Source organism: Tenacibaculum mesophilum, from assembly GCF_003867075.1.
Lineage (GTDB): Bacteria > Bacteroidota > Bacteroidia > Flavobacteriales > Flavobacteriaceae > Polaribacter > Polaribacter mesophilus.
Window position 1 is genome coordinate 3251384 of the sequence record NZ_CP032544.1, and the last position, 15905, is coordinate 3267288.

The window sequence follows — 15905 nt, forward strand, 5'->3', positions numbered from 1 at the left end:
AGAATAGTAAAAAATGAATTACGGAAAAGAGTTTATAAAACTATACAATGAAGAACTTTCTGCTTTTAAAAAAGTTATTACAGAAAGAATTGAAAAAGACTATGGATCTCCTGAAATGGCAAATGATTTATACTCTAAGTATAACAGCGAAATTCAAAGAAGGGTTAATAATCTTAAAGAAAAGGATAATATAGGTATGAAGGAATCATCTTTAACTGGTATATCCTTAGGTTATATGTATGGTAAAGAGTATAAATTTAATAGAGTAGAAAATATAATAAACAGAGATGTGTATCAATATTTTTTAAGTAATGGAAAGTGTTCTCAGTATAAAAACTTTAGTCATTTCATTCAGTGTTTTTCAAAGTCCTTAACTCTTCATAGTTATAGAAGCTTTTTGAACGAAAACAGAAAGCTTTTTTATTCTTTATTAGATGAAGAAAAAGCAAATGAATTTTTTAATATAAAGTATATTAAAGATGATTTAAATGTATTGACTATAAGTAAAAAGCATTTAGAAACTTCTGAAAATAAAAATAAAGAAAACTTTACTTTACAAGAAGTTGATAAAAAAGCAGAAACAAAGAATGTTAACTTGAATAAAGAAAAACATGAAAATCCTTTTACCGAAGAGGAAAAATTTATTTTAATACATTATTTGTTTAAACATGAAAGATCACAAGAAAAGAAGTTATCAGTTTATGAATTAACTCTAATTTTAAAAATTTCTTGTGGGGTATTTACAGATAAAAGACTCGAAAAAGTTAAAGATACTGTTTATGAAAAATATCATAAAGGGTATGATTACTATAGTGTCTCGAAGAAAGAAAAGAGAAATAAATTAAATATTTTAATAGATAAATGTGAAGCCTATGAACTGAAAGTATTCTCACAATATTTACACAATCAGCTTTCAAAAATATAATTTTTTACTCCAAAAGTTACTGATTTTATTAATTAAATATTGTTTAAGTTGTTGAAATTTAATTTGTTGTTTTGCTCCAAGCTTCCCCCCGAGCTTACTCTATCTTCTTTAATTTTACCATTAAACCAATAATCTTTGCGGTAATAAAACATAAATATTCAATCCATGGATATTAGTAATTACTGAATATGGTATGTTTTTAAATATTAATTAAAATAAAAAAACATATTCTGAAAAATATAATAGTAACAACACCAGAAGAACTTATAGGTTTAATTGATACAGCAGTATCAACAAGAATCAATCCATTAGAAGATTTAATCAACAGTAAGTTAAATCCAAAAAAAGAAAATGTAACGGTTAAAGAAGCAGCAAAAAGGTTAAACGTTACAGAACTTACGATAAGAAACTACATTAAAAAAGGAGTGATTGATGCCTCAAAAATAGGAAGAAGAATTGTTATAAACCTTGAAGCTTTGGAGAATACATTAAAGGAGGTTAAATCTTTGAAATATCGTAGATAGTATGGAAGATTTTAATATGCAAAGTGAGTTCTTTAATAATAATTTGATTCTTATAGCTGATAATCTTCAGTCAGAAATGTACAAATTGAAAGTCAACAGAGTATCAGATTTTCTGTTAAGTAAACATTTAGAATTTTATACTAATGAAATAGATAAGATTAAAGGTTTGATAGGAAATAATCCGAGGTTTAAATGGCAACTTTTAGAACAAGAAATTGACTCTAATTTTAAAAAAGATAAGTCATTAACGGGAGCAAATATTTTTTTCGACTGGAAACATGATGTAAGTCCTAATAGAGTAGTGCTAAACTTTAAACTATAGGTTGTTATGGATTATGTTAGAATAGGTACAGATTATTACAAGATCTGTAGTGTACCGCTTTATTGTGGAGACGTAAATAGAACATTGTTTAAATGGTCAAAAGGTGAAATAATTACAGATAAAGGCAAAGACTTTTTGCAATCAATCAAGAAGTATGATGGCTTTATTACTATCCCAGATCATCAAAATTATAAACAAGAGATAAATTCTTTTTATAATCAATATGAAAAGTTAGAATATAATTTAGAGGAAGGTAAGTTTGATAAAACAAAGGAGTTTTTGAAACATATTTTTGGAGAACAATATGAGTTAGGTTTAGATTATCTTACATTATTATGGCAAATTCCAACGCAAATTTTACCTGTTTTATGTTTGGTTAGCAATTCTCGGAACACAGGGAAAACTTCATTTTTAAAATGGTTGAAACTTATATTTCAAGGTAATATGACTATTAATAAAAATGAGGATTTTAGAAGTCGATTTAATAGCGACTGGGCATCTAAACTAATTATTTCAGTCGATGAAGTTCTTTTAGATAGAAGAGAAGATAGTGAGCGAATTAAAAACCTTTCTACTGCGGGCACGTATAAAATTGAATCTAAAGGAAAAGACAAATTAGAAACCAATTTCTTTGGTAAGTTTATATTGTGTTCTAATAATGAAGAAAATTTTATTCAAATAGATGAAAACGAAATTCGCTATTGGGTAATTAAAGTAAACTCTTTTCAAGTTGAAGATGTAGATATGTTGGAGAAGTTAAAAAAAGAAATTCCTCATTTTTTGCATTTCTTGAATAAACGAAAAATTGTTTCAGAAAGAAAAACAAGAATGTGGTTTACAAAACAACAGATTTATACGCCTGCGTTAGATAAAGTTGTAAAAGGAAACAAAACATATTTAAGTCAGGAAATAAAGAAATTATAACAGATGATTTCATTGCGTTTGAAGTTGATGTTTTGCGTTACACCGCAACAGATTTATTTGAAAAGTTAAGTAAAGGATTAAGAACCACTCGGTCAAAAATATCAAAAAGCTTGAAAAATGATTATAAGTTAGAACCTTTTAATGGAAGTTATAAAAAATTCTATTTTACTCTAAATACTTCACAAAAAACAATAGCTGATTTTGAAATAAAAAAAGAGAGGTACTATGAGTTTTTAAAAAGTGATTTCATAGACAGCTCGTTGACTGTTGACAAAGTAACTCATTCGTGAGTAAAATAGCAACATTCAGAGGTAAACAAGAGTTCAACAGTTAGTCAACACAAAACGCAAAAAATGCATGTTGACCAACTGTTGATTTTTTGTTGAATCTGTAACCCTTCTTTTATATAGGGTTATAGTTATTGTTCAACACAGCAACAAAAATTTAATTATTAGTTTCTTTCTTAATTAAGTTAATTATTACGTTTTGCGTTAATTGCGCAAATTGAATAAAAAACGCAAGAAAGTGCAAAGTCATCTGTCAAAAGAAAATTACAACGGCTACCAAGAAATATAAAAAGGATAATTATGCTACAGGAACTATACACCTATGTACAAACTGACTTACTATTGCATTAACTGTTATGATACATCATAATAATTAAAACAGAGTTTTAAAAGCAAGAGAAAACCAATCAATGAGGAAACCTCAAAAAAAGGAAGAATTAAATAATGCGGTAAATGTATTTCAGGATTAAGCAAAAAGAGCAACGATAAACGCAAAATTGTAAATTATGTTTTTAAAACATATGTAATGTGTTTGTTTATAGTTTTTTAAATGGTATTAGCTATACTTTTGATGATTTTTAGAGCAACACAAAAGAGCATACACGCAAAAAGCGCAAGAAAACATAAAAGTTATATTCTTTACATATGTAAACCAACTTACGGAATAGTTTCTATGATAAATGATATTAATATGCTCCACGTAAGAGTATAAATAAAATGATGCAATCCTAAGAGAAAAAATAACAATAACTAATTATTGTGATAAGAATGGCACTATTATACACAATAATTAATGAGTATAATTTACAGTAAAAAGAAACAAAATAAAATCTTATTTTTGTTTTTATGGATATAAAATTGACAGAACAAGAAAAGATAAAAATCTTAAATTCCGATGATATTTACGGAATAATGCAAAAAAATATTACTTCGTGAAAGTAAGATAGACCAAAACCGTGAACACTTTTGGGTTATAGGGCTAGAAAACAACAACCGTATTCTTTTTATTGAGTTAATAAGCTTAGGTACTATCAATGCTACTTTGGTAGAACCTATGGAAGTTTTTAGTCTTGCATTGCAAAAAAGAGCTGTAAAAATAATGTTATGTCATAACCACCCAAGCGGTGAGTTAACTCCGTCAGAAAATGACAAAAACCTAACAGATAGGTTGATACAAGTAGGTATTATAGTAAATACACATGTAATAGATCATTTAATTATTTCTGATAAAAGTTATTTGAGTTTTGCTAATACTGGTCTTTTACAAGAGTTAGAGAAAAGTACTAAATACGTACCTAAATATGTACTAGAGCAACGTCTTAAAAAAGAGGCTGCTGAAATTGCTAAACGTAATGAAAAAATAGAAATAGCTAAAAACTTGAAAAGGAAAGGTATTGATACAGGTACCATTGCAGACTCCACAGGTCTTACTATCGAAGAGGTGGAGAAGTTGCGTGTTAAAAATAAATAACAAATTACTTCAATGAGTTAAAAATTATCTTTTAAGAGTTATACTACAATTTAATATACCTTCCTTTACTGTAACGTTAAAAACATCTCTATTTGGTTTGAAATAGTAGATGTAGCTAAAAGTATGAACCTCTTTGTTTTTCATGATTACGAATACCTTTATAGTGTGTCTTGTTAGTAAGTTGCTGTTTATCATGAAAATAAATTTGTTTTTTTTGAAAATAATATTACATTTATACGATTTTTTTAAAAAAAATTCTATGAAAACAAGACTACCTTATGTGGTTATACTCTGTTGTATAACTTTTTTTACTGCAAATTCTCAAAACTTACTGAATACTAGTTCGTGGACAGTTGGTACAGGTTCTGTATCAGGTTTTAGTCAGAATGGTACTACTTCAGAAAATAGTAGAGAATATGGAATTGGACCTGAAGGAGCAAGTGTATTACTATGGAAAGCTACCCCTGATGCTTCTAGTAATGCTGACGGTGGCTGGAACTCTTCTTATTCAAACATAGATCATACAAAAACCTATCGCTTAGTTGTTTGGTTAAAAAAGACAAACTCAAATGATGGGAGTAGTTATTTTGGTTGTCAAGAGTGGCAAAGTAGCTCAGATATGAGTCTACAAAATTATACCATTTTAAAGTTAAATGGAGACATAAGGCAGAATCCTTATTTTTGGGCAGGAGATTTACCCCAACTCAATAAATGGTATATGTTAGTAGGGTATGTTCATGGAAGCAATTATAATTCAGGTTTAAACTACGGTGGAATTTATGATCCTCTCACAGGAAATAAAGTTGTGAATATTACTGATTATAAATTTTCTTCCTCTACAACAAAGTTAAGGCATCGAACATATTTATTTTATGACACAAACACCTCTGATAGTCAGTATTTCTACGCACCAAGAATGGAGTTAGTAGATGGAAATGAACCATCTATTCAAGAACTGTTAGGATTAAATAAAAGTAATGATCCATCAAATATGTTAGATTATTCTAAGTGGGCTGTAGGAACAGGTAGTACTTCAGGGTTTACTAGAAATGGAGCTGAAAATGAAAATGTAAGAGAGTTAGGAAAAAATCATGTAGGAGAAGAAGTTGTATTATGGAAAGCTGTTCCTGGATCGGCTAGCGATGCTGATGGTGGTTGGAGTACTGGATGGATTAATGCATCAGATGATGTGTCTTATCGTTTTAGTGTATGGATAAAAAAAACAAATTCTAATTATGGGTCAACTTATTTAGGTTTTTACGCCAATAATGAAGGTTCTTTAAAACTTGATGGGACATATAATAAAAACCCTTATTTCTGGTCTGGTGATTTACCTAAATTAAATAGATGGTATTTAATTGTAGGCTACGTTCATAAAAGTAGTCATACAGGAACAACAAATACAGGTGGTATTTATGACGGTACTACAGGAGAAAAAATAAGAACAATAACTGATTATAAGCTTAAAAATACAGTAACAGCTTTAAGACACCGTTCATATTTGTATTATGATACAAATATACTAGATAGACAATATTTTTATGCCCCTAGAATAGATAGAATAACAGGTAATGAACCAACAATCGAAGATTTATTAAGAATAAACAATGAATCGAAATTAATTGTATCTTATGATGTAGCTGGAAATCAAACACAAACTTTTTATTGTGGGGACCCTTCATATTGTTCGCCTCCAGCTGCTAAAAAAGTAAAAGAAGAGGATGAAACTCCTTCTTCAATAATTGTGAGTAATGATGATGAGAAAGAAGAAAAGGAAGATGTAGAAAAGGAGAAAGAGGTTTTCAATAATGACGTACATATTTACCCGAATCCAACATCAGATTATACCATTCTCAATTTAAGTGATGATTTGTTAAATAATCTACACTCTATAAAACTATACAATTCAAATTCAGTTTTATTAAAAAACATTAAAGTAACAAGTAATAGCATTCAATTAGATATGAGTACTATGGCAGTAGGAATGTATTTTGTTCATATTCATTTGAATAAAGGAAAAAGTATTACAAAAAAAATTGTTAAAAAGTAAAAGTTCAAGAAGATGAAAAGAAATTTATACACTTGTGTTTTATTTTTATTGTTTGTAGGAATACAATTTTCTAATGCACAAGACCCTAATGTAGTAGGGGGTAATTCTTCTGTTAAGATAAAGTACAAGAAAATAAAATTAAAGACAGAAAAAACATTTAATGAAGCTAGAAATTCGAGCAATGTTGCTGCTAGAACACCCGTTGAACCTTGCCTTGTGGATCCTAACACAGGAGAATGTGTTGATCCAGGTCCAATTGACCCAGTAACCACAACAGAAGCAGGAAGTACCGCAGGTAGTTTATCAGTTTCCTTAACAGGTGGTGCAAGTTATTCAATACCTATTATGATACCTCCGAGTATTAAGAATGTAGCCCCTAACATTGCTATTAGCTATTCAAGTCAAGGAGCAAATGGTTTAGCAGGTTGGGGATGGAATATTTCAGGGCTGTCTACAATTAGCCGAATACCTGCAACGAAATATTATGATAATAAACATGATGGAATAGACTATAATGACGATCGTTTTTCCATTGATGGACAACGATTAATTTTAAAATCAGGTACATATGGAGCAAATGGCTCTATATATCAAACAGAAAATTACTCAAATATTAAAGTAGTTGCTCATGGAACCTCTCCTTACGGAGCTTCATATGGTCCTTCATATTTTATAGTCTATTATCCTAATGGCACGAGAGCTTGGTATGGGAGTTCAGGAAATTCGAGAAGTAGATTAGAATGGGCTATTTTTAGTTGGCGAGACCCACAAGGAAATTATATTGACTATAATTACCAATCGGATAATGGATTATTAAGTATAAAAACAATTAAGTATGGAGGGAGAGTTGGCGCGACATCATCAAAGAACCAAATAAACTTCACATACACTACCAGAACTAGACCAGAAAGTGTTTATGTTGGTGAATATCAATTTAAAAGAACCAATTTATTAAAAAGTATTCAAGTAACTTCTGGTAGTTCTCAATATAGGAAATATAATTTAACGCATGGTACTACTTCATTAGGGTATCAACGCCTAACTTCAGTCAAAGAGTATAATAAAGATAATAAAGCACTAAGTCCTATTACTTTTGGATATGATACTTCTTCAGCATGGATTAAAGATAGGGTTGTTTCAGGAGATCTGTACCCAGGGTTTGATTTTAAAACAAGTAGTTTAATAGCTGGAGATTATGATGGAGATGGTAGAACAGATGTTGTTTTTTATAAAGAAAATGCTAAAGATAAAATATACGTCCATAGTAGGTTGTACGAGAATCAACTTAGCCTTGCTTACGAAATAAATACAGGAGGTTTTTCAGAAGTTTTTTCTTCCTCTATATTATCTCATAATAATAAAATTTTAAGCCAACAAGCTATAACAACAACAAAGGAGACTTCTAACTTAAGTTCGTCATCTAGTTCTATTCGTTTTAGAACCTTTGCTATGGCAGCCTATGGACCAGTTCATCAGTATGATAAAGTTTGGAGCACTCCTAAATATAAAACAGATAATTATTGTGGAAGTTCAAGCTATAGGACTATACCTAGAAAGTATATTTCAGGAGATTTTAATGGAGATGGCTTAACAGATGTTATTGCTATTGAAAAACAATATACGTCTAGATCTTGTTATCCAAGAGACTGTAATGGAGGTGGTGGATTAGAGCCTATAGAGTTAAAAAAAGAAGAAAGCAACAAAGCCGAAGACAAATTAGCACGACTACCTATTGAGGAATGTTGTGATTGTAATTCTTATACACAGAATCAATATAATGCAAGGACTCATTTTATTGATTTAGATAGAACAAAAACTTCAAATTTTGCAAAATATTCAGGGTATTTAAGAAAAGGGATTGGATCTAAAGACAGAATTGAGGTAGGAGATCATAATGGAGATGGAAAACAAGATATATATCATTTTCAAGAAGGAAAAGTTTACATTTATACGTTAGATACAAATAATAATTTAACATTACTTAGGGAAGAAACAGATTCAGGAATAAAATTAAGAGATGGCAACTATCTAATTCCAGTTCTTTTAGGGGATTATAACGGAGACGGAAAAACAGATTTTTTAATAGCTACAGGGAAAAAGTCTAAGAATTGGAAATACTTCATATCCAAAGGAAAAACATTTCATAAAGAAACCAAGACACTACCTTTAGCTTATTATCAAGATGAATTAATACCTGGTTCTGTAACAAAAAGTGGTGTTTATATTAAAAATCCATATTATGAATATCGATATACTGCACAAGATGTAAATGGAGATGGGAAGACAGATTTAATCATGCATAATACCATTGCACCATATTCAGCATACGATAGATCTGTAGAGTATATAAGCATATATAAAAACAATCAAAGTACTTCAAGTACAACCCCAACTTTTTCTTATGAAACAGGATACACTGATACTAGTGGAAAAGTTGGAAAGCGTGGTTTTCCTATTTTTTTAGAATCTAATCGTACTAATGGGAACTTAGAGTATGGATATGTAAGTGTGAATAATATCTTTATGTATGAGTTTGCGAAAGACCATAGAAAAGATGTTTTATTGAAAAGCGCTACAAACAATGGAGTTAAAACAACTGTAGAGTATGAGCGCCTAGGGATGCCAGAAAATGATTTTGGCCCAGTAATATATACTGAGGACTATAATCAAGTTTATCCTTATATAAATGTGAACAAATCTCCCTCTTTTCAACTGGTAAAAAAGTTGACAGAAGAAGGAGCGGGAATAAAACGTTATCAAGACTTTAGATACGAAGGTGCAGTTTCTAACGTCGATATAGGATTTCAAGGTTTTTTAAAGACCAAACGGAGTAATTGGTATGGAAATGGTGTAAGTACGTTATGGACAATTTCAAAATATGACCCTTTAAAAAAAGGGGCACTTACTGAACAATGGGTTACTACTTCCTACAATGAAGGAAGTAATTACATGTCTAAAACAACAAACACCTATAATTCAAGTTTAGCAAGCAATAAAATATTTACCATAACTCCTACAAAAATAGTACAACATAGTGCTTTAACTGGTATAACTACTACTAAAACACTTACCTATGACTCTTATAAAAACCCTTTAACAGAGTATACAACCTATAGTGGAGGTAGTGAAAGTATTACATACACATACAGTAATAATATTTCTGTAAGTAATGAATACTATCATGTTGGTAGACTTACCAAAAAAGCAGAAACAAATACTATTGGAGGAAATGCTTTTGCAACCGAAGAACAATATACATACAGTAACAACCTTTTAACGCAACAAAAAGTAAAGGGAAATGGAACTTCTTGGAATACAGAGTCTTTCACCTATGATGCTTTTGGTAATGTGACTCAAAAAAAGCTAATACCAAGTGGTTTATCAGCAAGAATAGAAAATTTCAAGTACGATACTAGTGGTCGGTTTTTAATTGAATCTTCTGATATTGAGGGATTGAAAACTAAATTTACTTATGATGCTTTTGGCAATCCATTAACGACAACCAACCCGTATAATCAAATTACTACATTTACCTATGATGGCTGGAATCGTTTAATTTCAGAAAAAAATTACCTTGGAAAAACAACAACTTTTTCTTATACCAAACTAAGTGGAGGTGGTTTGAAAAAAACAACCAACTATCCGCAAGGAGCTGATGAGATTGAAGAGTATAATGCTTTGGGTTGGGTTACCAAAAGTGGTATGTTAGGTCTTAATAATAAGTGGACATACAAAAGTGTGCAATATGATGTTGTTGGAAGAGTTATAAAGGAAAGTGAACCTTATTTTAGTTTTCCAAGTCAATGGAATACTACTTCTTATGATAATTATGGTCGAGCAATAGCTAGAACTAGTTTCAACGGTTTAGTAGCTAACATTAGTTATAGTGGTTTAAGAACTACAGTTGATGATGGAACTAAAACTGTAAAAACTACGAAAGATGGTAGTGGTAACATCATAAAAATGGAAGACCCTGGTGGAACTATTACCTATACTTATTATGGTAATGGAGTCATGAAATCTACGAATTATGGTAGCCATGTAGTAAGTACTGAAATAGATGGTTGGGGAAGGAAAACAAAACTAATAGACCCTTCAGCTGGTGTCTATACCTATCGTTACAATAATTTAGGAGAAGTACTAGAAGAGACTACGCCTAAAGGGGCAACAACATACACCTATGATGCTTATGGCAAAATAGCAACTAAAAAAATTAGTGGAGAAGAAACAAATATGAATTTGAGTTACACTTATAATTCAACCACTAAATTATTAACTTCTATTCAAGGGAATAATGCTCGTACTAATGAGAATTATACCTATACCTATGTATATGATAGTCAGAAAAGACCTTATATTACTAAGGAGCAAAATGGCAAAGCTTACTTTGAACATAAAGTAACAAGAGATGCCTATGGTAGAGTAAATACAGAAACTTATGTTAGTAAAAATACAGGAAATAATGTAAGTAGTACGGTTAAGGTTAAAAATGTGCATGATGCTAACTCGGGTGTTTTAACAGAAATACAAGACTTTAATGCGAATACTACCCTGTGGAAAATTAAAGAAGTAAATGAAAGAGGACAAGCCAAAGAGATGCTATTAGGTAATGGCATGATTAAGAAAAGAACCTATGACCAATATGGTTTTTTGACAAAAATGTTAGACCAAACTTCTGATGCATCAAAAAAAGCCTTACATCTTGATTATAGCTTCAATACAGTTCGAGGGAATTTAAACAGTAGAAAGAACAATAATTTAGGCTGGAATGAAAACTTTAGTTATGATAACTTAGATCGTTTAACCAATATTTCTGGTTCGGTAAGTAGAGCACAAGAATACGATGGTCGAGGTCGTATTACTTCCAATTCAACAATAGGAACGTATAATTATGGCAGTACTACTTCGTATCGTTTACAAGAAGTAGACTTAAATACTCAAGGAGATTTATATTATCAAAACCACCCTTTACAAAAAATTAAATACAATGCTTATAAAAAGCCTATATCAATTTCAGTAAAGGATAAAGCCAAAGTAGATTTTGAATATGGTTTATTACAAAATAGAAGTCATGCCTATTACGGAGGTAATGAAACTAATAAATTAGATCGTAGGTATCAAAAACATTATTCAGCAATAAGTCCTGTTGAAATAGAAGTAGATAAGCAAGGAAACACAAAAATTATTACCTATATAGGTGGAGATGCCTATTCAGCACCCCTAATGTATGTAAAACAAACAGCTTCGGGTAGCGCTAATGGCTATCACTATTTGCATAGAGATTATTTAAGTAGTGTTCTGGCTATAACTAAGAGTGATGGAACAGTACAAGAACAACGTCAATTTGGTGCATGGGGAGAAGTAGATAAATTTAAGAGTTTAAATAGTGAAATTGATTATGAACACGATACAACTCTACTAAATAGAGGCTATACAGGGCATGAACACTTTATGGGAGTGGCTTTAATACATATGAATGGGCGTATGTATGATGCAAAGTTAGGTCGTTTTTTGTCTCCTGATAATTATATACAAGAACCTTTTAGTACGCAAAGTTTTAATCGTTTTGGGTATGTTTGGAATAATCCGCTTAAATTCACTGATCAAAGTGGTGAGTTTATCTTTTTAGCTGCTATCATAGCTGGGGCTGTTATTGGTGCTACTGTAGGAGCAGTCTCTTATGTTGTCAATGCTGCGATAACAGGAAATTGGAGTTGGGGAGGTTTTGGAATGGCAATATTAGGAGGTGCTGTAACAGGAGCATTAGCAGGCTTCATAGCACCAGGCAATATTCCTGTAATGTTAAGTACAGGACAATTTTTAGGACTTGTAGGCGTAGGCGTAGCCACAAGTTTTTTACCTGGTTTTAACGTTCCTATAGGAGATTTTAACCTAAGACTAAGCCCTGCTATCGCTTTTGGAAAAGCTTTTGGAGTGGGAGCAAATGTAAGTGTATCTTATAACGATGGAAATTTTAACATGTCAGCAGGTTTTGGAGTTACATATTTTGGTTCAGCACATGGTACAGGTCATAAAGGATGGGAGTATAGAACTTCTTATGCCATAGGTTATAACAGTGGAAAGTTTAATATTTCTGTATATTCAACATATTTTAAAAGTGGAGAAACTACTCAAAGAGTTGCTGGACTTTCTCTAGGGTATGCAGAGTGGAATATACGATACGAAAATGATGGTAGCCCTTTTAGTTATTTGGGAAATATATTTACAGGAGAAAACAGTGATAGGTATAGAACCGCAGCTATGAGTTTAAGCTATAAAGACTATAGTATTGGGTTTAATTTGTTTACTGGAGACCCTAGAGAAGGATTGCAAAAAAGAGAGATTGCATCAACTGAATCAGTTGTTGGACATCCTACTTTAAGTGCTAATAAAAAAGGTGGACAATATAATGGCGGTAATGCTGATAAATACAGGTTAGGTGCTGCTTATTTTAGTTATAAAGGTTTTAGATTTGGTAGAAATTCAGAAGGTATTAGACATGCTATTCAAAATAAAGTTGCCCATACTAAAATTTCCTACCAACCATGGTTTAAGGTATTAAATACTCAGCCAGCTAGTTATTTTCAATATCAGTCATATAATCCTTACACATTATGGTAAAAAAAATAATAATTTTGATAATTATATTTATTATATCTTCTTGTGGAGATCACTATTTAACTTCTTCGAATGGTTTGAGAAGTAAGAATTTTTACAAGAGATATATTGATAAAAGAATTAATCCTAATACTATAGAAATAAAAACTGATATTATATATATAGATTCTCATTATTACAAAAATGGCGAACTATTTAAGAGTGAAAATGCTAAGAAAGATTATTTTCGTTTCTACAAAAATGGTACATGTTATCGTTTTAATGATTACGGAAGTAAGAACCTAAATAAATTATCCTTTAACCCAAAAAAAGGAGATATTGGTTTTACTATAAAAAAAGGCAAGAAATATTTTTTAATGACATATTCTATAATAGATGGAGGAGGTTTTTCTCAATCAGAAATTAGAATGAAAGATGATACATTGGTTATATATTCTAAGAATGGAAAAGATGAGTTTTTTAGTTATTTTAAAAAGATGAAAGTTCCAAGAGAATGGTTGGATTGGAAACCTGATTATTGATAATTACCCTGCTACCACACGAATCCTTTCGTGTATTGGTATATAGTGTTTTAAGTAAAACGTTCTTTAACATAAGTTAAGATTACAATAAGAATTGCTTTAATATATGAATGGTCCTATAGGAGTTTATCTTGAGCGATAGTCAAAAGAATGTAGAATTAAGTCGTTTTTTTTCTCCTGATAATTATATACAAGAACCTTTTAATACGCAAAGTTTTAATCGTTTTGGGTATGCTTGGAATAACCCTCTTAAATTCACTGATCCTAGTGGTGAGTTTTTTATAGCAGCTTTAATTGGAGCTTTAATTAGTGTAGCTACCAATGGAATAATAAATATAATAGAAGGTAGACCTTTCTTCTAAGGTGCTGGTTTAGCTGCTATAACAGGAGCAATTGGAGGAGCTTTTGCTAAGATAATAGGTAATGCAGTTCAAGGGCTTAAAGGGATTCTAAAAGTTGGTGTACAAGCTGTAGCATACGGGCATTTAGGAGGCATGATGTCAGCAGCAATGGGAGGAGATTATTTTAGTGGTTTTGCAGCTGGTGCTGTTGGCTCTGTGGTTGCTTCTGGTGCACAAGCGGCATTAAAATCTGCAAGTAATTTTTGGAAAGCAGCAGGAACTATTGGGGCAGGTTCTTTATCTGGTGGGGTTGGAAGTGTTATTTCTGGAGGTAAATTTTGGGATGGATTTAGAAATGGAGCTATCAGTTCTTCTTTAAATCATGTGGCACATACAATTCAAAAGAAAATAACTGACCCTTTAAAAAAGCATAAAAATAAAGTAAAACACACTTTAAAAGAATGGATGAAAAGATATAAGGATAAGAGTTGGTTAAGTATTGCTACAGAAGCTGGATGGAAACAGGGACAACCTTTAGGACCTATAGGAGAATGGAGATATATACTTAATCCTATTGATGGAAATGTTATGGATATGAGACATGTGGTTGTTGTAGGATATGGATACGGTGAAAGTATAGGTAATTTGGTAGAACATGTCCAAAATATTCATTCAAGCACAAGGGGAAGTGCTTACGACCCTCAAGATTATTATTCAAATAAAATAGGCGCCTATTTTTATCAGTTAAGAGGCGTAGGAACTTGGTCTAGTAATAGTTGGGCGTACGACTTTAAAAGATTTATAGATACACAGTATAAGGTATTATTTAAAAATTACAAACCATAGATAATGAAAAAAAGAATAGTCTTAGGATTGATACTTATAGGCTTAGGATGCGTATCGTCAGAGAAAAAAAATTTTGAAGACTTACAGAAAGTAAAAATAAATATGCATCTAACTAGAGTAAAATCAATAATGACAAATAATCCTAAGTTAATAAAAGACGCTTATTGGGATACTAATTTGTTTGTTTACTACTATAATTCACCTTTCACAGCATCAGATGACTACTCAATAGTTTTTAATAAAAACGATAGTTTAGTTGTTGAAATAGGTTATGGTGATTAATAATTCAATAGATTCAATCATTAAACACACAAAATAATATGTTTTTAGACTTTATACTTACTCTGTATGATTTCTTTAGAGAAATAAAAAATGTTAAAAAAAAATGAAAAATAAGAACTTAATAGTAGTTCTTATTTTGCTAGCTATTTCTTTTACATCCTGCTCATCAAAACAAGAAACAATAGAAGTGAAAATTCAGGCAATTGATATAGTGAAAAATCAACCTAGGAAGAATATAAAAGTTGAAGTGTTAAAGGTTAAGAATCCTCTCTTTTCAATGAGAAGGTTTATTTTATTTCATACACTAAGAACAAACGATGAAGGCTTTATTAGTTTTAAAACCAGTGAAAAAGGAGATTATAGTATTCGTTTTTTTAGAGATACTATCCGCACAGACAGAGATTATGTTTCCTTTTACAGGATAGATACGTTAAAGATTAAGGACTTAGAAGAAGATAAAGTCTTCAAGTTACGTTGGTAACACTTCAAATATAATTTATACGAAGAAATTGAATTATATAGTTATAAAGTTATAACCTATTATTAGTAAAGATAAATATGCTGTTCTTAAACCAAATCAAACTATTTCATTTACTTATGAGAAAAAAATAAACGAAATATATAAATATATGCAAACATTAAAAACTCACAATCATATGAACTTAAAATTAAGTTTATGGGGAAAATATACATAGACAACGAAGAGGTAATATTGCCTAACGAGTATATTCTAATTCAACAAATAAAATTATAAAGCTTGAGGAATGAGAAATGTCCATAGTAGAATAGGATTA

Annotated in this window: 12 protein-coding genes; all 12 read left to right on the forward strand. The window is 30.7% G+C overall.

Features of this window, described 5'->3' with window-relative positions:
• Nucleotides 1–13: 13 nt before the first annotated feature.
• Complete coding sequence (locus D6200_RS14825; protein WP_073181523.1) at nt 14–925, forward strand: hypothetical protein; 912 nt, start codon at nt 14–16, stop codon at nt 923–925.
• Between the two features lie 320 nt (nt 926–1245).
• Nucleotides 1246–1449: a helix-turn-helix domain-containing protein gene (locus tag D6200_RS15580; protein ID WP_394364718.1), complete on the forward strand. Its 204-nt coding sequence runs from the start codon at nt 1246–1248 to the stop codon at nt 1447–1449.
• A gap of 1 nt (nt 1450) precedes the next feature.
• Nucleotides 1451–1771: a hypothetical protein gene (locus tag D6200_RS14835; protein ID WP_073181522.1), complete on the forward strand. Its 321-nt coding sequence runs from the start codon at nt 1451–1453 to the stop codon at nt 1769–1771.
• 6 nt (nt 1772–1777) lie between these two features.
• On the forward strand, nt 1778–2695 hold the full coding sequence (locus tag D6200_RS14840) for a primase-helicase family protein (protein WP_073181519.1): 918 nt from the start codon (nt 1778–1780) through the stop codon (nt 2693–2695).
• 1284 nt (nt 2696–3979) lie between these two features.
• Nucleotides 3980–4453, forward strand: a complete 474-nt coding sequence (locus D6200_RS14845) for a JAB domain-containing protein (RefSeq protein ID WP_317125564.1) — start codon at nt 3980–3982, stop codon at nt 4451–4453.
• 259 nt (nt 4454–4712) lie between these two features.
• Nucleotides 4713–6503, forward strand: a complete 1791-nt coding sequence (locus D6200_RS14850; protein ID WP_159432106.1) for a T9SS type A sorting domain-containing protein — start codon at nt 4713–4715, stop codon at nt 6501–6503.
• A gap of 12 nt (nt 6504–6515) precedes the next feature.
• The gene (locus D6200_RS14855; protein ID WP_073181514.1) at nt 6516–13124 is read left to right on the forward strand and encodes a polymorphic toxin type 23 domain-containing protein; all 6609 of its coding nucleotides are present in this window, start codon (nt 6516–6518) and stop codon (nt 13122–13124) included.
• Nucleotides 13125–13138: 14 nt separating this feature from the next.
• Entirely contained in the window at nt 13139–13642 is a 504-nt protein-coding gene (locus tag D6200_RS14860; RefSeq protein WP_125064438.1) for a metallophosphoesterase family protein, read from the forward strand.
• A gap of 131 nt (nt 13643–13773) precedes the next feature.
• Nucleotides 13774–14004 (forward strand): RHS repeat-associated core domain-containing protein, encoded by a 231-nt coding sequence (locus tag D6200_RS14865; protein ID WP_073181510.1) that lies wholly within the window; start codon nt 13774–13776, stop codon nt 14002–14004.
• 132 nt (nt 14005–14136) lie between these two features.
• Nucleotides 14137–14829, forward strand: coding sequence for a hypothetical protein (locus D6200_RS14870; RefSeq protein ID WP_125064440.1), 693 nt, complete (start codon nt 14137–14139; stop codon nt 14827–14829).
• Nucleotides 14830–14832: 3 nt separating this feature from the next.
• Complete coding sequence (locus D6200_RS14875; RefSeq protein ID WP_073181506.1) at nt 14833–15111, forward strand: hypothetical protein; 279 nt, start codon at nt 14833–14835, stop codon at nt 15109–15111.
• 103 nt (nt 15112–15214) lie between these two features.
• Nucleotides 15215–15592 (forward strand): hypothetical protein, encoded by a 378-nt coding sequence (locus tag D6200_RS14880; protein WP_073181504.1) that lies wholly within the window; start codon nt 15215–15217, stop codon nt 15590–15592.
• Nucleotides 15593–15905: the final 313 nt, after the last annotated feature.